This is a genomic window from Burkholderia ambifaria AMMD, assembly GCF_000203915.1.
In the GTDB taxonomy this organism is placed as follows: domain Bacteria; phylum Pseudomonadota; class Gammaproteobacteria; order Burkholderiales; family Burkholderiaceae; genus Burkholderia; species Burkholderia ambifaria.
Genome location: NC_008390.1, coordinates 2,635,237 through 2,656,388 on the forward strand (window position 1 = coordinate 2,635,237; position 21,152 = coordinate 2,656,388).

Here is a 21,152-nt window from a genome sequence, read left to right on the forward strand (position 1 = left end):
GGCGCAAGCGAGCAGGACGCCGCCCTTCTTCAATGAGCTCCGCCCGGTCCAACCACACGCCGCCGACCCGGCCGCTGCGCGCGCCGCGCAAATCGCGCCGGCGTGCGCTGTTCGCGATCCCGTTGCTCGGGATGCTGGCGCTTGCGCTGCTGTGGGCGGTGATCATCGCGCGACTGTCGGTCGAAAAGGACAGCGCGTACAAGGAAGCGGCGGCATCCGCCGCGATCCTGTCGTCCGCGCTCGAGCAGCACACCGTCAAGGCGATCCACCAGGTCGACCAGATCACCCGCTTCGTCAAGTTCGAGTTCGAGAAATCGCCCGCGCACTTCAACCTCGCGAGCGCGGTCGAAAAAGGCGTCGTGCCGAGCGACACGCTGATCCAGGTCTCGCTCGTGAACGCGAAGGGTATCCTGTTCGCGAACACGGCCGACATTCATCCGCAGCCGATCAACCTGTCGGACCGCGAACATTTCAAGGTCCATCTCGCGCACAACGACGACCGCCTGTACATCAGCAAGCCGGTGTTCGGCCGCGTGTCGAGCCACTGGACGCTGCAGATGACGCGGCGGCTGAACAACCCGGACGGCAGCTTCGCGGGCATCGTCGTGGTGTCGGAAGACCCGAGCTACTTCACGAACGACTTCTACAACAACGCGGCGATCGGCAAGGAAGGCGTGATCGCCGTGGTGTCCGACACGGGCGCGGTGCTCGCGCGGCGCACCGGCTCGGTCAGCAACGCACCGGGTGCGTTCTCCGCGTCGGGCGTGTACCCGATCGCCGAGCGCGTGACGGGCACGATCATCGACCCGATCGACGGCGTGACGCGCATCGTGTCGTACCGCCACCTCGACGGCTACCCGCTCGCGGTGATGGTCGGGCTGTCGCAGACCGAGGAATTCGCGGACTACTCCCACACGCGCAACGTCTACCTGCTGATGACGAGCTTCATCACGCTCGCGATGCTCGCGTTCTTCAGCGTCGCGACGGGGCTGATCGGCAAGCTGCTGGGGCGCGAGCGCGAGATGACCCAGCTCGCCGAATACGACCTGCTCACCGGCCTCGCGAACCGCTACGCGACGCTGCGCGGGCTGCGCAACGACGTGTCGATGCCGGCCAGCCTGTCGCGGCTCGGCCTGCTGTTCATCGACCTCGACAACTTCAAGACCGTCAACGACACGCTCGGCCACAACGCCGGCGACATCGTGCTGCAGATGACCGCGTCGCGCCTGTCGGATGCGGTCGGCGACGAAGGCTCGCTCGCGCGGATCGGCGGCGACGAGTTCGTGGTCGTGATGAAGGGCGACGACATCGAACGGCGCGCGGTGCGGCTCGCGGAGGCGATCATCCGGATGTTCGGCGAGCCGTTCGACGTGCGCGGCAGTTCGTTCGTGCTGCACGCCAGCATCGGCATCGCGCTGCACAGCGTCGCGAACGAAAGCGAGATCGACCTGCTGAAGAAGGCCGACCTCGCGATGTACAGCGCGAAGGACGCCGGCAAGAACTGCTATCAGTTCTACGCGCCGCACCTGTCGCACCGCGCGGACCACCTGATGCGCTGGGAACAGCAGTTGCGCGTCGCGCTCGCCGAAGGGCAGCTGTTCCTCGCCTACCAGCCGAAGATCGACCTGACGCACCGCACGATCACCGGCTTCGAGGCGCTCGCGCGCTGGGATCACCCCGAGCACGGGATCATTTCCGCGAACGAATTCATTTCGATCGCCGAATCGACGGGCCTGATCGTGCCGATCGGCGACTTCGTGATCCGCACCGCGTGCGAGCAGATCGCGCGCTGGCGCGACGACGGCCACGACACGCTGACGCTCGCGATCAACATCTCGCCGGTGCAATTCTGGCGCGGCGACCTGATCGAGACGATTTCCCAGGCGCTGCAGGACACCGGCATCGACGCGAACCGGCTCGAGATCGAGATCACCGAGACCGCGATGATGGAATACCCGGAGCTCGTGTCCGAGAAGATCGTCGCGCTGAAGAAGCTCGGCATCCGGATCGCGCTCGACGATTTCGGCACCGGCTATTCATCGCTGTCGTACCTGCACCGCTTCTCCGTCGACACGCTGAAGGTCGACCGCTCGTTCGTGCAGGCCATCCCGAACGATCGCAGCGTGTGCGTGATGGTGTCGTCGATCGTGCATCTCGCGCGCTCGCTCGGCCTGACGGTCGTCGTCGAGGGCACCGAGACCGAGGAGCAGATCGCGTGGCTGTCCGCGCTCGGCGAGATCGAGGCGCAGGGCTTCCTGTTCTCGCGCCCCGTGCCGGCCGACGCGATTCCCGCGCTGATCGCACGCTTCGGCGTGCGCGGCGCCCGGCCGGACGTCCTCACGCACCGCGCGACCGGCAGCACGAGCGCCTGAGCCCGCCACCCGCGCGGCGCCTGCGCGGCACCCGTTGCGCGGACCACCGATCGTTTCGTTTTCCGATCCGATTGTTTAGTCCATTTACTAGCGTTTTCGCGCATGGCAGTGTCACGATGCGCGGCGGACAATCGGGAGGGCCACCGTGTCGGCGGGCCGCCGGCACGATTTCAAGCGCGAGACCAGGCCCAGCGCCAACAGCATAGTCATGACAACCGTCGAAGTCGAAGCGGCCGAACGTGTCGAACCGGCACAGGCCTCCCTATGGACCTTGTTCAAGGTCGTCGCCGGCATTTCCGCCGTATCGTGGGGCGGGCTGTCGATGATGGCCCAGCTCGAACGCCACTACGTCGACCGGTTGCAGCGCATCGAGCCGCACGTGTTCGCCGATTTCATCGCCCTCGCATGGCTCGTGCCGGGCCCGGTCGGCTGCAATGTCGCGGTGCAGGTCGGGCAGACGCTGCACGGCCGCGTCGGCGCGTGGATCGCCGGCATCGCGAGCGTGCTGCCGTTCTTCCTGCTGATGACGCTGTTCGCGATCTTCTACCGCACGCCGATCGTGCGCTCGCTCGCCGCGCCGATGCTGATCAATCACTTCGGGATGGTGCTCGCCGCGCTGATCGGCGTCACGTGGATCAAGCAGTTGCGTACGCTCGCGCGCACGCGGCTCGAACAGTTGATTGCCGCGCTATCGACAATTCTGCTCGCTTTCGCGCATAGTCCGGCCGCGTTCGTCGGGATTCTTTTCGCCGCGTTTGCAGCCGGCTGGCTGACCGGGCCGCCGCAAGACGACGCGGTCGACTTCACGCTATCGAAGCGCGACCGCAACCTGCTCGTGCTGCTCGCCATCCTCGTCGCGCTGTTCGCGCTGCCGCTGTCCGGCGACTACCAAATGACGCTGCTGTGGCCGCGGCTCGCCGGCGCCGGGATGACGCTGTTCGGCGGCGGCTTCTCCGCGCTGCCCGTGCTCAAGACGCTGTTCGTGTCGCCGGCGACCGGCATTTCCGATCACGACTTCACGCTGGCGTTTGCGCTGTCACCCGTGTCGCCCGGCCCGCTGCTGAACGTCGTGCCGTTTCTCGGCTACCTGACCGACGGCTGGACCGGCGCGCTGCTCGCGACCGCCGCGCTGTTCATTCCGTCGGGGTGTCTCGTCGTGTTCGCGCAGAACCATCTGTTCCGGCTCAAGCGCCACTCGCGCTTCGAGCACGGGATGCACCTGATGCGCGCGGCGACGACGGGTTTTCTGGTCGTCGCCGTCGTGAAGATCCTGCATCGCGAACCGGCCGATCCCGTCTATTGGCTCACGGGCGCCTTTGCGATGCTGTGCTTCGCGCGCTTCAAGCTGCCCGTGTATGCCGTCTACGGTGCGGTCGCGATCGCGTGCGGCGCATGGCTGTGGGCCGTCGCGCATTGACGGCCGGCGGCAGTCACCGCCACCGCTCGCCCCTTCCCGCTCAGCCTGCCTGCACCGCGACGCGGCGTGCGACCCAGCGCGCCCGCAGCGCGTCGTACGCGAGGTTGAAGCAGAACGTGTAAGGCAGGAAGAACAGCACTATGCCGAGGTCGAGCAGCAGCGCCTCGACGAGGCTCACATTCAGCCACCACGCGGCGACCGGCACCACCATCGCGACGAGGCCGAGCTCGAACGCGACCGCATGCGCGACCCGCATCCCCACCGTGCGCGTGAGGCCGGCGCGCCGCTCGAAGCGGTCGAACAGCGTGTTGAACGTCATGTTCCAGGCCATCGCGATCAGCGACACCATCACCGTCAGCACGCCGACGTGCGACACCGGCATGTCGAGCAGCCATGCGCCGATCGGCGCGCATAGCGCGATCGCCACCAGCTCGAACGTCAGCGCGTGAACGAGGCGTTCCGTCACCGTTTTATTCATCTGTTTCATGCTTCCCTCCGATTCGTTTGCTCAGATCATGTGTGGCATTCTAATCGGCACGACCGTATGAATCCAGTTTGATATCATCGGTTTTACCGATACAACGCGATGAGATCCGCCACATGCGCCACGCACCCGAAGCCCTGCTCGCCTTCGCCGAAGCCGCGCTGCTCGGCTCGTTCACGGCCGCCGCGCGCAAGCTGGGCAAGCGCCAGTCGACGGTGTCCGAAGCGATCGCGAACCTCGAGATCGATCTCGGCGTGCAGCTGTTCGACCGCTCGACGCGCACGCCGACGCTGACCGATGCCGGCCGCGCGCTGCTGCCGCAGGTGCAGCGCACGCTGGAAGCCGGCGCGGCGATCGACCGCACCGCCGCGCGGCTTGCGCAGGGCGAGGAAGCGCGGCTCACGCTCGTCGTGTCCGATACGTACCAGTCGAAGCGTTACGAGGAGACCTTGATGGCGCTCGAGCGGCGCTTTCCGGTGCTCGAGCTCGAATGCCAGATCGCCGAGCACGAGGACGTGCTCGACCTGATCCAGCAGGGCCGCGCGCAGCTCGGGCTGATGGCCGCACGCGCCGTCTACCCGCCCAATATCGGCGCGGCGACGGTGGCGGAGGAATCCGAGATCGGTCTGTTCGTCGGGCGCACGCACGCGCTGGCCGCCCACGGCGACGCCGACGTGCCGCATGCGGCGCTGCGCGACGCGCGCGAGCTGCGCCTGAACACCTACGTGAAACCGGAGGATCGCGGCGCCGACGACCGGATCGTCGTCGGCACACAGCGCTGGCTCGCGCCGAGCTATCTGATGCTGCTGGAGATGGCGGTGCTGGGGTTCGGCTGGGCCGAGCTGCCGCGCTGGATGGTCGAGCACTTCGCGCGCGACCGGCTGTGCGAGTTGCGCTCGCGCGGCTGGCCGCGCCGCGTGCGGGTCGATGCGGTGTGGTCGCGCAACCGGCCGCTCGGCCCGGCCGGCGCGTGGCTGCTCGACGCGATGCTGGCCGCGTAGCGGCGCGCGGCACCGCGCCGGCGGCGAACGCCGAACGGCGCCGCGGAATCGGAGGTCAGAAGCCGCGCGACAGCACGGCGGCGCCGATCGTCACGACGCCGAGCACGAGATTGACGACGACGAGCAGGCGCACCGTGTTCACGGCACGCGCGCCATCGGGCCAGTTCTGCGCCTGCACCGCGCGGCGGATACGCGGGAACAGCGCGAAGCGGATGTGGCCGAAGATCAGCATCATCACGACGCCCAGCCCCGCCATCGCATGCAGCGTCCACGTCGCGTGCGCGCCGCCGAATGCCATCAGCAGGAATCCGCCGGACAGCAGAATCACGATCACCGAGCCCGACACCCAGTTGAAGAAGCGGCCGAACACGCCTTCGATCAGCGGCAGCCTGAGCTGCGGCGTCAGGTCGGACAGCGCCGGGCGCAGGCAGAAATTCGCGAAGACCATCCCGCCCACCCACACGGCGACGGCCAGCAGGTGAAGAAACAGCGCGACGGCAACAGCGTGGGACATGGCGACAATCCTGATAGGGGTTGGGTGCAACGAACAGCCGCGTCATGCGCGGTCTCGAGCGACGTTCGACCGGCGGGCCGCCGCTCGGTTCGGACCCCGGGCGGCATTTCACACTATTTTGCAAATTCCGCGTGACGCCGCCACTGTCGCTTACCTGAATACGCCGCCCAAAAGAACAGGCCGCACGCCCGCCGAAGCGGAGGTGCGGCCTGCGATGCCGGTCGAGCCGGCGCGCGGATGCGGCGTCAGCCGAGCAGCGGACGCAGTTCGTTGACGACCTTGAGCTTCGTCTCCGGCGCGCGGCCCTTGCGTGCGCGCTTGCCGATGTGCGGCGCGAGCCCCGCGTACGACAGCGTCTCGTCCTGCGCCTTGCCGCCGCGGCCGGTGCCGATCAGCACGACGCCGGCCGGATCGATCGCGAGCGCCTGCACGAGCGTTTCCTTGTCGTCGAGCGCCATCAGGATCACGCCGCGGCCGCCGCCGGACAGCGTCTTCATCTCGTCCATCCCGAACACCAGCAGCCGGCCGCCGCTCGACAGGCACGCGACCTGCGTCGCGTTCGGCAGCACCGGCATCGGCGCGAGCGGCACCGCGCCCGCATCGATCGTCATGAATGCCTTGCCGGCCTTCACGCGGCTCACCATGTCGCCGACCTTCGCGAGGAAGCCGAACCCGTTGCTCGACGCGAGCAGCAGTTGCTGGTCGACCGGCGCCGCGAAGTAGTGCATCAGGTGCGAGCCCGATTCGAGCTCGATCAGCGACGTCACCGGCACGCCGTCGCCGCGGCCGCCCGGCAGCACCGACACGTCGACCGAGTACACGCGCCCGCTGCTGCCCCACGCGATCAGGCGGTCGGGCGTGCGGCACTGGAATGCCGCGTACAGGTGGTCGCCCGCCTTGAACGTGAAGCCGGCCGGGTCGAGCCCGTGACCCTTCAGCGCGCGCACCCAGCCCTTCTGCGACACGACGACCGTCACCGGCTCGTCCACCACCTTCGCCTCGAACGTCGCGCGCTTTTCCTGCTGGATCAGCGTGCGGCGATCGTCGCCGTACTGCTTCGCGTCGGTCTCGATCTCCTTGATCATCAGCCGCTTCATCGCGCTTTCGTTCGCGAGCAGCTCCTCGAGCTTCGCCTTCTCGTCGCGCAGCGTCTCGAGCTCCTTCTCGATCTTGATCTTCTCGAGCCGCGCGAGCTGACGCAGCCGGATTTCGAGGATGTCTTCCGCCTGGCGGTCGGTGAGGCCGAACGCGCTCATCAGCGCGGCCTTCGGCTCGTCCGCCTCGCGGATGATGCGAATCACCTCGTCGATGTTCAGGAAGACGATCATCCGTCCTTCGAGGATGTGGATGCGGTCGTCGACCTTCGCGAGACGATGGCGGGACCGGCGCGTCATCGTCAGCTGGCGGAACTTCACCCATTCGTCGAGGATCGTCAGCAGCCCCTTCTGGCCCGGCCGGCCGTCGGCGCCGATCATCACGAGGTTCAGCGTCGCGTTCGACTCGAGGCTCGTGTACGCGAGCAGCGTGTTCACGAATTCCGTCTGGTCAATCGTGCGCGACTTCGGCTCGAACACGAGCCGCACCGCCGCTTCCTTGCCCGACTCGTCGCGCACCGCGTCGAGCAGGTCGAGCATTGCCTTCTTCGTGTTGAGCTGTTCGGGCGTGAGCGTCTTCTTGCCGAGCTTGAGCTTCGGGTTGGTCAGCTCCTCGATTTCCTCGAGCACCTTCTGGCCCGACGTGCTCGGCGGCAGCTCGGTGACGACGAGTTGCCACTGGCCGCGCGCGAGATCCTCGATCTTCCAGCGCGCGCGCACCTTCAGGCTGCCGCGGCCGGTTTCATAGGCCGCCGCGATCTCGGTGTCGCTCGAGATGATCTGGCCGCCGCCCGGGAAGTCCGGGCCGGGGATCAGGTTCATCAGCTCCGCGTGCGTGAGCTTCGGATTGCGGATCAATGCGACCGCCGCCGCCGCGACCTCGCGCAGGTTGTGCGACGGGATTTCGGTGGCGAGGCCGACCGCGATGCCCGATGCGCCGTTCAGCAGCACGAACGGCATGCGGCTCGGCAGCGTCTTCGGTTCCTCGAACGAGCCGTCGTAGTTCGGCATGAAGTCGACCGTGCCCTGGTCGATCTCGTCGAGCAGCAGCTTCGAGATCGGCGTGAGCCGCGCTTCGGTGTATCGCATCGCCGCCGCGCCGTCGCCGTCGCGCGAGCCGAAGTTGCCCTGCCCGTCGATCAGCGGATAGCGCAGCGAGAAATCCTGTGCGAGACGCACGAGCGCGTCGTACGCCGACTGGTCGCCGTGCGGGTGGTATTTACCGAGCACGTCGCCGACCACGCGCGCCGACTTCACCGGCTTCGCGTCGGGGCCGAGGCCCATTTCGTTCATCGCGAACAGGATCCGGCGCTGCACCGGCTTCTGGCCGTCGCACACGTCGGGCAGCGCGCGGCTCTTCACGACGCTGACCGCGTAGCTGAGGTACGCCTGCTCCGCGTAATTGCCGAGCGTCAGCGCATCGGCGTCCGGTGCGTCGGACCCGGCGAAGAGATCGGAAGTATTGTCGTCCATCTGAATTCCGTATTCGTAAATGGCGTGAGGCCGGGCCGGGCGTCATGCCCGGCCGCGCGGGTTAGATGTCCGCTTCGACGTCGTTGCCCTTTTCCTCGAGCCAGCCGCGCCGCGCGGCTGCCTCGCCCTTGCCCATCAGCATCGTCATCCGCGCGACGGTCGACTCGTAGTCGAGCTCGCCGAGCTTCACCGGCATCAGGCGGCGCGTGTCGGGGTTCATCGTGGTGTCCCACAGCTGCTCCGCGCTCATTTCGCCGAGCCCCTTGAAGCGGCTGATGCTCCATTGGGTTTCACGCACGCCGTCCTTGCGCAGCTTGTCGAGCGTCGCCTCGAGTTCGCCTTCGTCGAGCGCATAGAGCTTCTGCGCGGGCTTCTTGCCGCGCGCGGGCGCATCGACGCGGAACAGCGGCGGCCGCGCGACATGCACGTGGCCGCGTTCGATCAGCTGCGGGAAGTGCTTGAAGAACAGCGTGAGCAGCAGCACCTGGATGTGCGAGCCGTCGACGTCCGCGTCCGACAGGATGCAGATCTTGCCGTAGCGCAGGTTCGACAGATCGACGGTTTCGTCCGGGCTGTGCGGATCGACGCCGATCGCGACCGAGATGTCATGCACCTCGTTGTTCGCGAAGAGGCGGTCGCGCTCGGTTTCCCACGTATTCAGCACCTTGCCGCGCAGCGGCAGGATCGCCTGGTATTCCTTGTCGCGGCCCATCTTGGCGGAACCGCCCGCCGAGTCGCCCTCGACGAGGAACAATTCGTTGCGCGCGATATCTTCCGTCTCGCAATCGGTCAGCTTGCCGGGCAGCACCGCGACGCCCGAGCTCTTGCGCTTCTCGACCTTCTGGCCCGCGCGCGTGCGCGCCTGCGCCTGCTTGATCACGAGTTCGGCGAGCTTCTTGCCGTGCTCGACGTGCTGGTTCAGCCACAGCTCGAGCGCCGGCCGCGAGAACGACGACACGAGCTTCACCGCGTCGCGGCTGTTCAGGCGCTCCTTGATCTGCCCTTGAAACTGCGGGTCGAGCACCTTCGCGGACAGCACGAACGACACGCGTGCGAACACGTCTTCCGCGAGCAGCTTCACGCCCTTCGGCTGCAGGTTGTGCAGTTCGACGAAGCTTTTCACCGCCTGGTAGAGACCGTCGCGCAGGCCCGACTCGTGCGTGCCGCCGGCCGGCGTCGGGATCAGGTTCACGTACGACTCGCGCACCAGCGAACCTTCCTCGCTCCATGCGACGACCCACGACGCGCCCTCGCCTTCGGCGAAGGTTTCGTCGGTCGAACGCGCATCGGCGAAGCGCTCGCCCTCGAACAGCGGGATCAGCAGCTCGCTGCCGTTCATCTCGTCGAGCAGGTAGCCGCGCAGGCCGTCCTCGTATTTCCAGGTCTGGCGTTCGCCGGTCTTCTCGTTGACGAGCACGACCTCGACGCCCGGCAGCAGCACGGCCTTCGAGCGCAGCAGGCGCTGCAGCTCGCCGAGCGGCAGGTTCGGCGAATCGAAGTACTTCGGATTCGGCCATACCTGCACGCGCGTGCCGGATTTCTTCTCGCCGCGGCCCGCGCCTTGCGTCGCGAGCGGCTTCACGACATCGCCGTCGGCGAAGCCGAGTTCGGCGATCTTGCCGTCGCGCCAGACCGTCACGTCGAGGCGCGTCGCCAGTGCGTTCGTGACCGACACGCCGACGCCGTGCAGGCCGCCCGAGAACGTGTACGCGCCGCCGGCGGCCTTGTCGAACTTGCCGCCCGCGTGCAGGCGCGTGAACACGATCTCGACGACCGGCACGCCTTCCTCGGGGTGCATGCCGAACGGGATGCCGCGGCCGTCGTCCTCGACCGATACCGACTGGTCGGTGTGCAGCGTGACGATGATCTGCTTGCCGTAGCCGCCGAGCGCCTCGTCGGACGCGTTGTCGATGACTTCCTGAATGATGTGCAGCGGATTTTCGGTACGGGTGTACATGCCGGGCCGCTGCTTGACCGGCTCGAGACCCTTGAGCACCTTGATCGATGCTTCGCTATAGGCCGCGCTGGGCTTCTTCGTTGACATAGGCGCTGAATTTCGTCATTCATCGGGACGTTGTCCACACCTGGTGTGGATAACGTCGTGGACAAAACGTTGAGTTCCGTAAAAAAGCGAATCGAAACAACGCTGTGCTTGGACTGCTTCGAAAGCGGGCGCGCGGCATGCGCTGCGCGACCCGGGACGCGCGGTATTTTACTGGTTCCGCGTGGCGCGCCATCGCAAGATCATCGCGCGGTGCGGGCGGCCATGCGGCGGGCGTACGACGCGCCGGCCCGCGACGCGCCGCGCGCCGTGCGTCAGACCGGTTTGCGCTTCGCCTCGAGCGTTTCCCACCGCTCGAGCGCGGCGAGCAGTTCGTCGTCGATCGCCGCGAACCGTTCGGTCAGGCGCCTGCCTTCCTGCGGATCCTTCGCGAAGATCGCGCCGTCCTCGAGCTGCGCGTTGATCGTCTTCTGTTCTTCCTCGAGCGCCGCGATCTTCTGCGGCAGCGCATCGAGTTCGCGCTGCTCGTTGAACGACAGCTTGACCGTGCGCTGCGCGTTGCGGCCGGCCGCGCTTTTCGCCGGGTCTTCCTTGACCGGCGCCGCTTCCTTCACCGCGCGCTTCGCCGCTTCCTGCTGCGCGAGCTGCTGTGAACGCTCGCTCTGGATCTGCCAGTCGGTGAAGCCGCCGACGTATTCGCGCCACTTGCCGTCGCCCTCCGCCGCGATCACCGACGTCACGACGTTGTCGAGGAACGCGCGATCGTGGCTGACGAGCAGCACCGTGCCGTCATAGTCGGCCAGCAGCTCTTCGAGCAGTTCGAGCGTCGGGATGTCGAGGTCGTTGGTCGGTTCGTCGAGCACCAGCACGTTGGCCGGACGCGCGAACAGGCGCGCGAGCAGCAGCCGGTTGCGCTCGCCGCCCGACAACGACTTCACCGGCGAGCGCGCGCGTTCCGGCGCGAACAGGAAGTCGCCGAGATAGCTCATCACGTGCTTGCGCACGCCGCCGATCTCGACCCATTCGCTACCGGGGCTGATCGTATCGGCCAGGCTCTTGTCCTGGTCGAGCTGCGCGCGCATCTGGTCGAAATACGCGACCTGCAGGTTCGTGCCCGTGCGCACCGTGCCCGTGTCGGGCTTCAGCTCGCCGAGGATCAGCTTGAGCAGCGTGGTCTTGCCCGCGCCGTTCGGGCCGACGAAACCGATCTTGTCGCCGCGCATGACCGACGTCGAAAACGTATCGACCACCGTTCGATCGCCGTAGCGCTTCGTCACGTCCTTCAGTTCCGCGACGATCTTGCCCGACTTCTCGCCCTGCGCGACGTCGAGCCTCACGTTGCCCTGCGAATTGCGGCGCTCCGCGCGCTCGTTGCGCATCTGCACGAGCCGCGCGATGCGCCCGACGCTGCGCGTACGGCGCGCCTCGACGCCCTTGCGGATCCACACTTCTTCCTGCGCGAGCAGCTTGTCGAATTTCTCGTTTTCCACGCGCTCGACTTCGAGCTGCTGCGCCTTGCGCGTCTGGTACGCGGAGAAATTGCCCGGATACGACAGCAGCCCGCCGCGATCGAGCTCGACGATGCGTGTCGCGACGCGGTCGAGGAACGCGCGATCGTGGGTGATGAACAGCAGGCCCGCGCGCTGCGAGACCAGCAGTTCTTCCAGCCAGCGGATGCCGTCGAAGTCGAGGTGGTTGGTCGGCTCGTCGAGCAGCAGCACGTCGGGTTGCAGCACCAGCGCGCGCGCCAGCGCGACGCGCTTCTGCATCCCGCCCGACAGCGCGTCGACGCTGGCATCGCCGTCCGTCAGGCCGATCTGCGCGAGCGTCATCGACACGCGCGTGCGCCAGTTCCACGCGTCGTGCATGTCGAGCGACGACTGCAGCGCGTTCATCCGCGCGAGCAGCGCATCGTGCTCAGCGCCTTCGGGTGTCTCGGCGAGCCGGTGCGCGATCGAATCGTATTCTTCGAGCACTTCGCGCGCGTGCGTGAGCCCCGAAGCCACGGCCTCGAACACCGTCGCGCCGGGTTCGAATTCGGGCTCCTGCGGCACGTAGACGGTCACGAGCTCCTGCTGGCGCGTGATCAGCCCGTCATCGGGCTTCGCGAGCCCGGCGACGATCTTCAGCAGCGACGACTTGCCCGCGCCGTTGCGGCCGATCAGGCCGACGCGCTCGCCGGCTTCCAGCGAGAAGTCCGCGTGATCGAGCAACGCGACGTGACCGAACGCGAGTTGCGCGCCGGTAATGGAATAAAGCGACATGGGGAGACGGCGAAGAGAGAAATCGGAAGCGCCCATTGTACCGGTGGCGGAGGCCTGCGCCGGGATGGCCGGACGGACTATGCCGGTGCGTGGTGCTTTTCGTGCTGTGACTGCTTGCAGGCGTGCGCTCGGCGGACGGCGCCGGCATGGCGCGCTTCGGCGCCGCGCGGGGCCGGCGCGGCGGGCATCCCGCCGTAGCTTCCCGGCCGGGCGCCCGCACGCGGGAGGTGCGATTACTTCACGTTGACCGTGATCGTCGAGCTCAGCTCGGGACCATACGAGCGGTGTGCGCCGTCGCCGAGTTGCAGCGTCAGCGTGTGCTTGCCGGGCGGCAGCTTCACGTCGGTTTCGGTCTGGGCCTTGCCGAAGTGCAGCGAATGTTCGGAGGCGGGAATCACGTCGCCCTTGGGCACCGGCTTGCCGTCGATCAGCAGGTGATGGTGGCCCGTGTCCGGCGTCATGTCGCCGGCCGGCTTGAGCGCCATCCCTTCGAGGCCGAACTGAACGTGCACGGGGCTCGACACCGTCGCGCCATCCTTCGGCTCGACGAAAAACACGCGCGCCTCGGCACGCGCGAGCGTCGACACGGCCAGTGCCGCGACACATACCGCACCTGCGATCCATTTCTTGTTGAGCATCGTTTCCTCCTTCAGATTGAAAGGCTCACGAAGCATACACTGCGTGCCCGGCCCGTGCGATGTCGGGCGTTGTTCGCGATGCGTACGTTTAAAAGGACGTTGCGCAGGTGTTCGGCGAAATTACGGTACTATTGCGCCTTTCGTCCGTTGGCCGCGCCGCGGACGGCATGACCGACTTTCTTCATCCCGAACGCCCTATGAGCGACGTAATCGAATACCAGAGCTGGGTCTGCCTGATTTGCGGGTGGGTCTATAACGAAGCGGAAGGCCTGCCCGACGAGGGGATCCCCGCCGGCACCCGTTTCGCCGACATTCCCGCCGACTGGCGGTGCCCGCTGTGCGACGTGGGCAAGGAAGATTTCGTCGTCGTGGATTTCTGATTTCGGTTTCCGGAAACACTGAGTACGCGCGCGGCGCATCGGCACGCATTCCGTCCGCCGATGCGCCACGCGTTTGCTATACTCTGCGCGCTGTCCACATCGCCGTCCCGGTCGCGTTTTCTGCACGCGATATCGCGGACCCGGCTCTCCCCGTAGTTCAATGGATAGAACAAGCGCCTCCTAAGCGCTAGATACAGGTTCGATTCCTGTCGGGGGGACCAGAGAGCCTCCAAAGTTTCACCAGCTTCGACACAAAAACCCCGTCACGCTTGGCTGTGCGGGGTTTTTTGTTGCAAACTTCCACCAGCGACCACCAGTGGAAACAACCCCCGACTAGGGGTTGTTTTGGGGGCTTCGCAAAACACCCCCCTTCAGACAACCCCCGAGGCACCAGCACATGGCGCTCACAGACCTCAAGGTCCGCACAGCCAAGCCAGCGGAGAAGCAGCAGAAGCTCTATGACGGCGGCGGACTGCTGCTATTGATAACGCCGGCCGGCGGCAAGCGATGGGTTCTCAAGTACCGCGTCGACAGTAAAGAAAAAAGCTTGGCGCTCGGCACGTATCCGGATGTCTCGCTCGCCGAGGCACGCGCTCGCCGCGATAATGCGCGCGAAAAACTCGCCGCAGGTGTCGACCCAAGCGAAGCCAAGAAAGCCGACAAGCGCGCTGCGCAATTGGCCGCCGCCAGTTCGTTCGAAATCGTCGCGCGTGAATGGTTTGACACTCAGCGTGGTGGATGGTCTGAGGTGTACGCAGGCAAGGTCATCAGCTGCCTCGAAGTCGACGTGTTCCCTCGGCTCGGCGCTCGCCCTATCGCGAGCATCGATGCCCCCGAGCTGCTGGCGATCATCCGCACCGTCGAATCTCGCGGCGTTCGCGAGACTGCCAAGCGGGTGCTGCAGCGTTCGCGTGCCGTGTTTCAGTACGGCATCATGACCGGCCGCTGTGCTCGAAACCCGGCCGCCGACATCGACGCGGAAACGGTATTGAAGAAGAGCACCGGCGTACAGCATATGGCGCGAGTGAAAGCGACCGAGATCCCGCGACTCATGCGCGACATCGACGAATATTCCGGCGATCTAGTCACGCGACTCGCGTTGCGGTTCATGGCATTGACGTTCGTGCGAACAAAGGAAATGATCCAGGCCGAATGGCCAGAGATCGATGTCGATGCTGCAGAGTGGCGAGTGCCAGCAGAGCGCATGAAAATGCGCGATCCACACATTGTGCCCCTTTCTCGGCAGGCTCTCGGGGTGCTCGCCCAGCTCCGCGAGATCAACGGCCAGCAACGCTTCGTTTTCTACAGCGTGCAAGGCCGAAGCCACATTTCGAATAACACGATGCTGTACGCCCTGTATCGGATGGGCTACAAGTCACGTATGACTGGGCACGGGTTCCGCGGCCTCGCTGCGACAGCCCTGCGCGAACTGGGATACAGCCGCGACGTCGTCGAGCGTCAGATGGCGCATGCTGAACGCAACCAGGTCACTGCCGCCTACGTTCACGCAGAGTATCTGCCTGAGCGGCGCGAGATGATGCAGCACTGGGCAGATCGTCTCGATGAATTACGTGCGGGTGCAGCAATCCTTTCATTTCCGTCTCTTGCATAGCGAATGCGTGTACAACAACACACTTCCACGCCTAAAGGACTGGTGACATGACAGAAACGACCTTTGCAGAACCGGGTGACGATCTGCCGCCCCACCTATGCCCGCTTTTTATCATGGCCGCTTATCCGTACATGCAAATCGAGGACCGGCAAATCTTTGCGGACGGCCTTGCACGACTCACGAACGCGCTGATTATTGCTGGCACGAAAGGCGAGTTAGCTGTCTTTCACCCAAAGACGCTACTGCCCTACGATGCTCATAACGCAGGGTTTGAGGACGAGCCGAGCCCGGTTACAGCAGACTGGGTCGCACGAATCAATGATGTACTCCATTGGTTCGTAGAGAAGAACATCGAGGCTGCAAAACCACTCGTCGATACGATGGTGGCGCACGTCAAAATCGAGAAACCGATGTCTGTTGATCGGCGCACCCAAATGATGGAAGCGCTAGAGCGCAACGGCGGAAACAAGACAAAGACGGCTACCGAGTTCGGCATCAGCCGTCAGCGCCTCGCCCAGATAATCCAACAGGGATCTGCCCAATCAATTGAGCGCAAGGGCCTTGCGGTTGTGCCGCATGACCCTTTCGGTGTGGCGCCCAAAGCCAAGTAGCACCGTTATTTCTTGCTCCCCCCTAGCCGAAAGGGGGGCTTGCGACCGCCAAATGCACTCCTCTAACAACGCACAAGGAGTGCAATGTATGTCGACGCAACAAAATCGAGCAGACACCCTACCGATTGATGGGTTCTCGCGCTGGAACGACTTGCACAGGTTCGTTCCCTTGAGCCGGGAGAGTGTGCGCCAGCGCGAACTGGCGGGCAGATTTCCGAAACGGCAACACCTCACGAAACGTTGTGCGGTCTGGTCGAATCGAGAGATTCACCGTTGGTTCGCGGATCCGCTGAACTATCGCTCGGAGGGCTGAGCGATGGTGACGACCCCAGAAATGCAAAAGGGCCGCGACTCCGGCAAGAGCGCGACCCAGACGACCCGAGGCAATGATACCGCGCCCTCGGCAGCTGGCACATCCTTTCTCGATATACGCAGATCCGACTCGGAACGTCTGCGCGTGACCGTGAGCGAATACCGCGGCCGCGTACTCGTCGACCTTCGGATCTGGTTCGCCGCTGAACACGGCGAATGGAAGCCGGGCCGTGCCGGCGTCTCGCTGCGTCCTGACCAGGTCGGCGAAGTCATGCAGGCACTTCGCTTGGCTGCGCAAGCGGCGGACCCGGCGGGGATACGCTGATGGCAAATCAAAAGAAATCGATCTTGACGGATAGGGCTTTTGGGCCTATCTTGTGCATCAGCGGCTGCGCTCTCGCGCGGCCCACCACAGCCGAGAGGATCCGACAAATGACGTACCCGTTCAGGGAGGCCTTGGGCCGCCCTATCTCCCATGCGATATACCCCACCGACTCCCAGCGATCTGGAGCAGTTGAAGCAAACCCTGCAGCTCAGCAGTGCGCAGATGGCGGATCTGTTCGGCGTGCAGGGTGGGCGGCAATGGCGGAAGTACACGGGCGGAGAGACTCCGCGCGAAATCAGTCCGCACATTCTGTTCTTCGCGATGGCTCGGCTCGAGCTGGATGCGAAGACGCTCGACCGAATCTTGAATCGAATGCGCGACGTCGGCGCGACGATCGAGTTGGACGGCGAGTAATCGCCGCTGGCGCATTCACTGCCTCCCTCCCGAATGCCCTCACCCGGTCGCCCGATCCGTTCGACCTTATCCCGAGCGCCTGGCGCACCGGTCGGCAAGCAAAACCGACGCTGACCATCAGCCCGGATCTGTTTGCGATTGCCGGCACCCGTGCGGCTGAAAACTGGCTGGCGGCTCGTCCCACTGCGCGCCCGAACCAATGGTGTCGGTCGACGTTCGACAATCTCATCGCCGGCCTCGGCCGCATCCCCTCCTACGCAGATTGCCTCGCGGCTTTCGAACGTGCGTTCAAGCGTCGCATCGAAGCTGCCTCCCGCACCGAACGTAAAACTGCGGAGGTGCGCGCATGAGCTCGTCAATTCTCGAAATTGTCCGCGCATCGCTGCGCGATTCGGCTGGCTTTGAACAGTCCCTTACCGTCAGCCTGAAATTTCCGCTTTTCGTTCGCGCCGGATCTCGGGCAGCTGAGCTTTGGCTCGGGCAGTCCGCGCGGAGCATGGCTGACTTCCGTGATCACCGCTTCGCGAACCTGCTAGGCGCCTCGGCGCCGGCCCCGTCTGATGAGGATCGCCGGACGGCCTTCAATGTCGCATTCGCACGTCGCATTGCTACTGCAATCGTTCACGGTGAGGTGGCCCATGTTTAACGTTGCAGCAATTCATCCGGCAGCACCATTCGCGTCGACGACCCTCCAGCAACTTGAGCAACTCGAAGCGATGTTCCATGCGATCCGCAGCGAGCTGGAGTCGGATTGCTACGCCTATCACCTGGCCAATCTCGGGCAAGAGATCGCGAGCAGCTACGTGGCCGCAATGGATAAGGTCGTTCAGATGGAGGTTCACCATGTCTAAGAGACAACCTGATGCAGCCGGCCTGCTCGCCTTCTTTTGGGACCGCTTCGATGCGACCGCAGCAACTGATGAGGAGCTGGAGTATCTGTCCAGTGCTTCAGGCGAAGTTGCGCACGCGGCGTGGACACTCAGCTCACACATATCAGGGATTGGTGGTCTGATCGAGCGCGACCGTGGCTTCGAAGGTAAACCGCAATGCGGCGAGCTCCAGGATGCCGATCAAGCAGCACTGCTGTATCGCATCGCCAGCGAGCTCGAGGCAATTGGCCATCTCGCCTACATCGGAAGCGAGTCGGATTCTGTGCTCCGCGCTCGGACGGCTGAGAAGCTCGCGGCCGGAAAATCTCGTCGTGTACGGATCCCTGAGCAGTCCTCAACGCTCGAGGTGGTTTGATGAGCGTTAATGTAGAACAAGAACGCATGCGCGCGGCACTGAGCCACGTACCGGCAGACGACCGCGATACGTGGGTTCAGATGGGTATGGCTATCAAGGCCGAGTTCGGCGAAGCCGGGTTCGACTTCTGGGACGACTGGTCGCGTTCTGCCTCGAACTACAGCGAGGCCGATGCGAAATCGGTCTGGAAGTCGTTTCGCTCGGGCGGTATCACGATCGCCAGTCTGTTCAAGCGAGCGATCGAGCATGGCTACCGTGAAAGCGAGCCCATGACCGCGCTGTCGGCCGACGAGCGCGAACGCCGCCGAGTTGAACGTGATCGTGAAGCGGCCGCCGCCGCAGAGATCCACCAACGCACGCAGGCGGCCGCGGCCACCAGGGCACGCAATCTCTGGGAGAAGGCCGGTACCGTTCATGCGGACCACGCCTACGTCCGCGCGAAGCGAATCAAGCCCTACGGAGCGAAGCAACTGCGTGACCAGCTCGTCGTCAAGCTGCAGGACATTGACGGCGAGCACCATTCCGCACAATACATCCAGGCAGATGGTCACAAAACCTTCCAGACCGGTGGCCGAATCAGCGGGTGCTTCGTCGTGGTCAGTGCCGGAGTCAAGCCGAATGGCAAGACACCGCTGCTAATCTGCGAGGGTTACGCGACGGCCTGTTCGCTTCACGAAGCAACGGGTTATCCCGTCGCTGCGGCTATGAATGCCGGTAACCTTCTGAACGTCGCGCGCGCCTGGCGCCAAAAGCATCCTGAGCTGCGTATTGTGCTCTGTGCGGACGACGACGCGGAAACTGCCGGTAATCCGGGCATGAACAAGGCAACCGAGGCAGCGCGCGCGGTCGCTGCATTTCTAGCGGTGCCTGACTTCGGTAAAGACCGCCCCGCACAAGTATCGGATTTCAATGACCTGCACTGCCTCGATGGGCTCGAGGTGGTACGACGCTGCGTCGACGCGGCGACTGCGGCGGTCGACGCCACCGCCCCTAAGAAGCGCCCGGCGCCGACCGTCAACCTCTCCTGCGCGGCCGACATCGTGCCGGAGCCGATTCACTGGCTCTGGCCTGGCTGGCTGCCTGCCGGCAAGCTCTCGATCCTCGCCGGGCAACCTGGGTGCGGAAAAACGACCATTGCCATTTCGCTGTCGTCTGCCATCTCGAACGGCGCAGAGTGGCCGGACGGTGCACGCTGCAAAGCGCCGGGAAACGTTTTGATCTGGACCGGAGAAGACGGGCTCGCCGATACGCTTGTCCCTCGCCTTATGGCAGCCGGCGCTGATCTCAGGCGCGTTTTCTTCGTGGAGTCGATCACGAATGAGGCGGGCGGGCTCCAGCCATTCGATCCAAGCCGCGATGTTCCCATTCTGGCCGAGCGCGTCGAGCAGATCGGCGGTGCGAGCATGCTTGTCGTCGATCCAATCATCAGTGTGGTGAACGGCGACTCTCACAAGTCCGGCGACGTTCGGAAATCGCTTCAGCCGCTGATCGACCTCGGGGCTGCCCACGGGTGCGCAATCCTCGGCATCACGCACTTCTCGAAGGGCTCGAAGGGCTCATCGCCGACCGAGCGCATTCTTGGCTCGCAGGCGTTCGGCGCCGCTGCGCGGATGATTCTGGTCGCCGGCAAGGATGACGCGTCAGACCGCCGGATCTTCGCCAAGTCGAAATGCAATATCGCCGGCGATTCCGGGGGGTTCGAGTATGCGATCGAAACGCTCGACGCTCAGGACGGTCTCGCATCAAGCCGGATCGCATGGGGCGAACCTCTCGACGGCTCGGCGCGCGAGATCCTCCGCGAACTGGAGGCCGATGACCAGGACACCGACGAGCAGAACGAGCGCGAATCGAAGTTCGAGCGTGCACGTTGCATGCTTTACGAATGGCTAACTCCTTTCATGAGCACCAAGGAGATGAAAGCAGCGGCCCAGGCCGAAGGCGTGAGCTGGCGTATGGTGGAAGCTGCCAAGGCCGCCGAGGTGAAGGCCGGCAACAAAATCCGAGCCGTGAAGCATGGCAAGGATTGGGGATGGATTTGGGATAATCACGACGCCAAGTACGGCGATTCAACTCCGCACTCGCAGATCGTCTCAAGTCCGCAAGAAATTCAAGTCCGCAAAGGCGATTGCGGAGTTGAATCCATTATCCAGCAAGGATCAGAAGCCAAGTCCGCAAGTCCGCAGTCGGTTGGCGGGGTTGCCGGCATTGCCCACACATGTCCGCAATCCCCCGTCAACTCCGTACACTCAGGAAATCATTGCGGAGTTGCGGACTTGACGGCAAACCCTTACCCATCAAGGGAGTCAACTCCGCAATCACGTCCGCATCCCGTCTCAGACTGCGGACTTGACGGTGATGTCGCGGCGGCGGCCGAACTGGAGGACGACGTATGAGCATTGTTGCGATTTTGAGCAAAGCCAGATCGCTGGGCATACGTCTGAGCGTCGCGGGAGACGTTGTGAAAATGAAGGGGCCGCCCGATGCGATCGCAGCAATCAAGCCGGAAATCGCTGCGCGCAAGCCGGAGATCATGGCGTACCTGCTCGCCGCTAGGGACGGTTGTCAACAAATCCCGGCTGACTGCATTGGCGCGCTGTGCTCTTCGGATGGCGGCCTGTACTTGCCGTGGATGCCGGTCCTCGGGCCGGAACAGCTGCAATCGATGCAGCGGGAGCTATTCGATGTCGTCGACGAGCTCGCGCGGCTTGAGCGCTGGCCCGACGATGATTACGACATCGTCATCGGGGCTATCGAGCGCCAACCTCCCTCGACGTTGCGCCCGGATCTTGCACACTTCCGTGAGCAGCTTCGGGTTGCTCGAATCCAAGCTGAAGCGAGGCAGACGGCAAGCAGGCGAGCATGGAAGTTCGATCGATGATTGCCATCGGCACACGCTGCGCGAGTCGGCGATGAAAGCGGACCTCGTCAGCTTGACGGCATGGGATCATGAGCGGATGCAGCAGAGCACCGCTCGGTGCAACACACGACCAAAGG

At 64.7% G+C, this 21,152-nt stretch carries 20 protein-coding genes and 1 tRNA gene; 15 read left to right on the forward strand and 6 right to left on the reverse strand.

Going from position 1 to position 21,152, the window contains the following annotated elements; translation table 11 throughout:
- Nucleotides 1-32: 32 nt before the first annotated feature.
- Together BAMB_RS12090 and BAMB_RS12095 are read left to right on the forward strand one after the other, a co-directional pair.
- Nucleotides 33-2,372 (forward strand): bifunctional diguanylate cyclase/phosphodiesterase, encoded by a 2,340-nt coding sequence (locus BAMB_RS12090; protein ID WP_011657568.1) that lies wholly within the window; start codon nucleotides 33-35, stop codon nucleotides 2,370-2,372.
- Between the two features lie 208 nt (nucleotides 2,373-2,580).
- On the forward strand, nucleotides 2,581-3,789 hold the full coding sequence (locus BAMB_RS12095) for a chromate transporter (protein WP_011657569.1): 1,209 nt from the start codon (nucleotides 2,581-2,583) through the stop codon (nucleotides 3,787-3,789).
- 40 nt (nucleotides 3,790-3,829) lie between these two features.
- On the opposite strand, the gene BAMB_RS12100 is transcribed toward BAMB_RS12095, so the two are convergent.
- Nucleotides 3,830-4,276: a multidrug/biocide efflux PACE transporter gene (locus tag BAMB_RS12100; RefSeq protein WP_041491230.1), complete on the reverse strand. Its 447-nt coding sequence runs from the start codon at nucleotides 4,274-4,276 to the stop codon at nucleotides 3,830-3,832.
- Nucleotides 4,277-4,389: 113 nt separating this feature from the next.
- Here BAMB_RS12100 and BAMB_RS12105 point away from each other — a divergent pair, with 113 nt between their 5' ends.
- Nucleotides 4,390-5,274, forward strand: coding sequence for a LysR family transcriptional regulator (locus BAMB_RS12105; RefSeq protein ID WP_011657571.1), 885 nt, complete (start codon nucleotides 4,390-4,392; stop codon nucleotides 5,272-5,274).
- A gap of 55 nt (nucleotides 5,275-5,329) precedes the next feature.
- On the opposite strand, the gene BAMB_RS12110 is transcribed toward BAMB_RS12105, so the two are convergent.
- The 5 genes from BAMB_RS12110 to BAMB_RS12130 form a co-directional block, all read right to left on the reverse strand.
- Entirely contained in the window at nucleotides 5,330-5,788 is a 459-nt protein-coding gene (locus tag BAMB_RS12110) for a CopD family protein (RefSeq protein WP_006752878.1), read from the reverse strand.
- Nucleotides 5,789-6,033: 245 nt separating this feature from the next.
- Nucleotides 6,034-8,355, reverse strand: coding sequence for a DNA topoisomerase IV subunit A (gene parC, locus BAMB_RS12115; RefSeq protein ID WP_011657572.1), 2,322 nt, complete (start codon nucleotides 8,353-8,355; stop codon nucleotides 6,034-6,036).
- Between the two features lie 61 nt (nucleotides 8,356-8,416).
- Entirely contained in the window at nucleotides 8,417-10,399 is a 1,983-nt protein-coding gene (locus tag BAMB_RS12120; RefSeq protein ID WP_011657573.1) for a DNA topoisomerase IV subunit B, read from the reverse strand.
- A gap of 272 nt (nucleotides 10,400-10,671) precedes the next feature.
- Nucleotides 10,672-12,621, reverse strand: a complete 1,950-nt coding sequence (locus BAMB_RS12125; RefSeq protein WP_011657574.1) for an ATP-binding cassette domain-containing protein — start codon at nucleotides 12,619-12,621, stop codon at nucleotides 10,672-10,674.
- 233 nt (nucleotides 12,622-12,854) lie between these two features.
- Nucleotides 12,855-13,259: a DUF4399 domain-containing protein gene (locus tag BAMB_RS12130; RefSeq protein ID WP_041491385.1), complete on the reverse strand. Its 405-nt coding sequence runs from the start codon at nucleotides 13,257-13,259 to the stop codon at nucleotides 12,855-12,857.
- A gap of 197 nt (nucleotides 13,260-13,456) precedes the next feature.
- Here BAMB_RS12130 and BAMB_RS12135 point away from each other — a divergent pair, with 197 nt between their 5' ends.
- The 12 genes from BAMB_RS12135 to BAMB_RS12175 all read left to right on the forward strand — a co-directional run bounded on the left by BAMB_RS12135 (nucleotide 13,457) and on the right by BAMB_RS12175 (nucleotide 21,036).
- Entirely contained in the window at nucleotides 13,457-13,639 is a 183-nt protein-coding gene (locus BAMB_RS12135) for a rubredoxin (RefSeq protein ID WP_041491231.1), read from the forward strand.
- 146 nt (nucleotides 13,640-13,785) lie between these two features.
- Nucleotides 13,786-13,860: transfer RNA gene (locus BAMB_RS12140), tRNA-Arg, on the forward strand.
- A 176-nt stretch (nucleotides 13,861-14,036) separates the two neighbouring features.
- Complete coding sequence (locus tag BAMB_RS12145) at nucleotides 14,037-15,251, forward strand: tyrosine-type recombinase/integrase (protein WP_011657577.1); 1,215 nt, start codon at nucleotides 14,037-14,039, stop codon at nucleotides 15,249-15,251.
- Between the two features lie 47 nt (nucleotides 15,252-15,298).
- Nucleotides 15,299-15,862 carry a helix-turn-helix domain-containing protein gene (locus tag BAMB_RS12150; protein ID WP_011657578.1) on the forward strand — a complete coding sequence of 188 codons (564 nt, stop codon included), beginning with the start codon at nucleotides 15,299-15,301 and terminating at the stop codon, nucleotides 15,860-15,862.
- 88 nt (nucleotides 15,863-15,950) lie between these two features.
- Nucleotides 15,951-16,175, forward strand: coding sequence for a helix-turn-helix transcriptional regulator (locus tag BAMB_RS33740; protein WP_127456321.1), 225 nt, complete (start codon nucleotides 15,951-15,953; stop codon nucleotides 16,173-16,175).
- A gap of 3 nt (nucleotides 16,176-16,178) precedes the next feature.
- The gene (locus BAMB_RS12155) at nucleotides 16,179-16,499 is read left to right on the forward strand and encodes a transcriptional coactivator p15/PC4 family protein (protein ID WP_011657580.1); all 321 of its coding nucleotides are present in this window, start codon (nucleotides 16,179-16,181) and stop codon (nucleotides 16,497-16,499) included.
- A 150-nt stretch (nucleotides 16,500-16,649) separates the two neighbouring features.
- Nucleotides 16,650-16,913, forward strand: a complete 264-nt coding sequence (locus tag BAMB_RS12160; protein ID WP_011657581.1) for a hypothetical protein — start codon at nucleotides 16,650-16,652, stop codon at nucleotides 16,911-16,913.
- Between the two features lie 346 nt (nucleotides 16,914-17,259).
- Nucleotides 17,260-17,559, forward strand: coding sequence for a hypothetical protein (locus BAMB_RS35310; protein WP_127456319.1), 300 nt, complete (start codon nucleotides 17,260-17,262; stop codon nucleotides 17,557-17,559).
- On the forward strand, nucleotides 17,552-17,764 hold the full coding sequence (locus BAMB_RS12165; RefSeq protein ID WP_011657582.1) for a hypothetical protein: 213 nt from the start codon (nucleotides 17,552-17,554) through the stop codon (nucleotides 17,762-17,764). Before BAMB_RS35310 ends, BAMB_RS12165 begins: the two co-directional genes overlap by 8 nt.
- Complete coding sequence (locus tag BAMB_RS35315; RefSeq protein ID WP_127456317.1) at nucleotides 17,757-18,158, forward strand: hypothetical protein; 402 nt, start codon at nucleotides 17,757-17,759, stop codon at nucleotides 18,156-18,158. The genes BAMB_RS12165 and BAMB_RS35315 overlap by 8 nt, the downstream gene beginning before the upstream one ends.
- Nucleotides 18,158-20,551, forward strand: coding sequence for an AAA family ATPase (locus tag BAMB_RS12170; RefSeq protein ID WP_011657583.1), 2,394 nt, complete (start codon nucleotides 18,158-18,160; stop codon nucleotides 20,549-20,551). The genes BAMB_RS35315 and BAMB_RS12170 overlap by 1 nt, the downstream gene beginning before the upstream one ends.
- The gene (locus tag BAMB_RS12175) at nucleotides 20,548-21,036 is read left to right on the forward strand and encodes a TubC N-terminal docking domain-related protein (RefSeq protein ID WP_011657584.1); all 489 of its coding nucleotides are present in this window, start codon (nucleotides 20,548-20,550) and stop codon (nucleotides 21,034-21,036) included. Before BAMB_RS12170 ends, BAMB_RS12175 begins: the two co-directional genes overlap by 4 nt.
- The last annotated feature ends 116 nt before the right edge of the window (nucleotides 21,037-21,152 follow it).

Bases quoted from the DNA above. Each gene is read 5' to 3' on its own strand.
- BAMB_RS12170 (WP_011657583.1), top strand. From the start codon at position 18,158: ATGAGCGTTAATGTAGAACAAGAACGCATGCGCGCGGCACTGAGCCAC.
- parC (WP_011657572.1), bottom strand. From the start codon at position 8,355: ATGGACGACAATACTTCCGATCTCTTCGCCGGGTCCGACGCACCGGAC.
- BAMB_RS35315 (WP_127456317.1), top strand. From the start codon at position 17,757: ATGTCTAAGAGACAACCTGATGCAGCCGGCCTGCTCGCCTTCTTTTGG.
- BAMB_RS12130 (WP_041491385.1), bottom strand. From the start codon at position 13,259: ATGCTCAACAAGAAATGGATCGCAGGTGCGGTATGTGTCGCGGCACTG.
- BAMB_RS12150 (WP_011657578.1), top strand. From the start codon at position 15,299: ATGACAGAAACGACCTTTGCAGAACCGGGTGACGATCTGCCGCCCCAC.
- BAMB_RS12105 (WP_011657571.1), top strand. From the start codon at position 4,390: ATGCGCCACGCACCCGAAGCCCTGCTCGCCTTCGCCGAAGCCGCGCTG.
- BAMB_RS12090 (WP_011657568.1), top strand. From the start codon at position 33: ATGAGCTCCGCCCGGTCCAACCACACGCCGCCGACCCGGCCGCTGCGC.
- BAMB_RS12120 (WP_011657573.1), bottom strand. From the start codon at position 10,399: ATGTCAACGAAGAAGCCCAGCGCGGCCTATAGCGAAGCATCGATCAAG.
- BAMB_RS35310 (WP_127456319.1), top strand. From the start codon at position 17,260: ATGAGCTCGTCAATTCTCGAAATTGTCCGCGCATCGCTGCGCGATTCG.
- BAMB_RS12165 (WP_011657582.1), top strand. From the start codon at position 17,552: ATGTTTAACGTTGCAGCAATTCATCCGGCAGCACCATTCGCGTCGACG.
- BAMB_RS12175 (WP_011657584.1), top strand. From the start codon at position 20,548: ATGAGCATTGTTGCGATTTTGAGCAAAGCCAGATCGCTGGGCATACGT.
- BAMB_RS12160 (WP_011657581.1), top strand. From the start codon at position 16,650: ATGCGATATACCCCACCGACTCCCAGCGATCTGGAGCAGTTGAAGCAA.
- BAMB_RS12155 (WP_011657580.1), top strand. From the start codon at position 16,179: ATGGTGACGACCCCAGAAATGCAAAAGGGCCGCGACTCCGGCAAGAGC.
- BAMB_RS12095 (WP_011657569.1), top strand. From the start codon at position 2,581: ATGACAACCGTCGAAGTCGAAGCGGCCGAACGTGTCGAACCGGCACAG.
- BAMB_RS12125 (WP_011657574.1), bottom strand. From the start codon at position 12,621: ATGTCGCTTTATTCCATTACCGGCGCGCAACTCGCGTTCGGTCACGTC.
- BAMB_RS33740 (WP_127456321.1), top strand. From the start codon at position 15,951: ATGTCGACGCAACAAAATCGAGCAGACACCCTACCGATTGATGGGTTC.
- BAMB_RS12145 (WP_011657577.1), top strand. From the start codon at position 14,037: ATGGCGCTCACAGACCTCAAGGTCCGCACAGCCAAGCCAGCGGAGAAG.
- BAMB_RS12135 (WP_041491231.1), top strand. From the start codon at position 13,457: ATGAGCGACGTAATCGAATACCAGAGCTGGGTCTGCCTGATTTGCGGG.
- BAMB_RS12110 (WP_006752878.1), bottom strand. From the start codon at position 5,788: ATGTCCCACGCTGTTGCCGTCGCGCTGTTTCTTCACCTGCTGGCCGTC.
- BAMB_RS12100 (WP_041491230.1), bottom strand. From the start codon at position 4,276: ATGAAACAGATGAATAAAACGGTGACGGAACGCCTCGTTCACGCGCTG.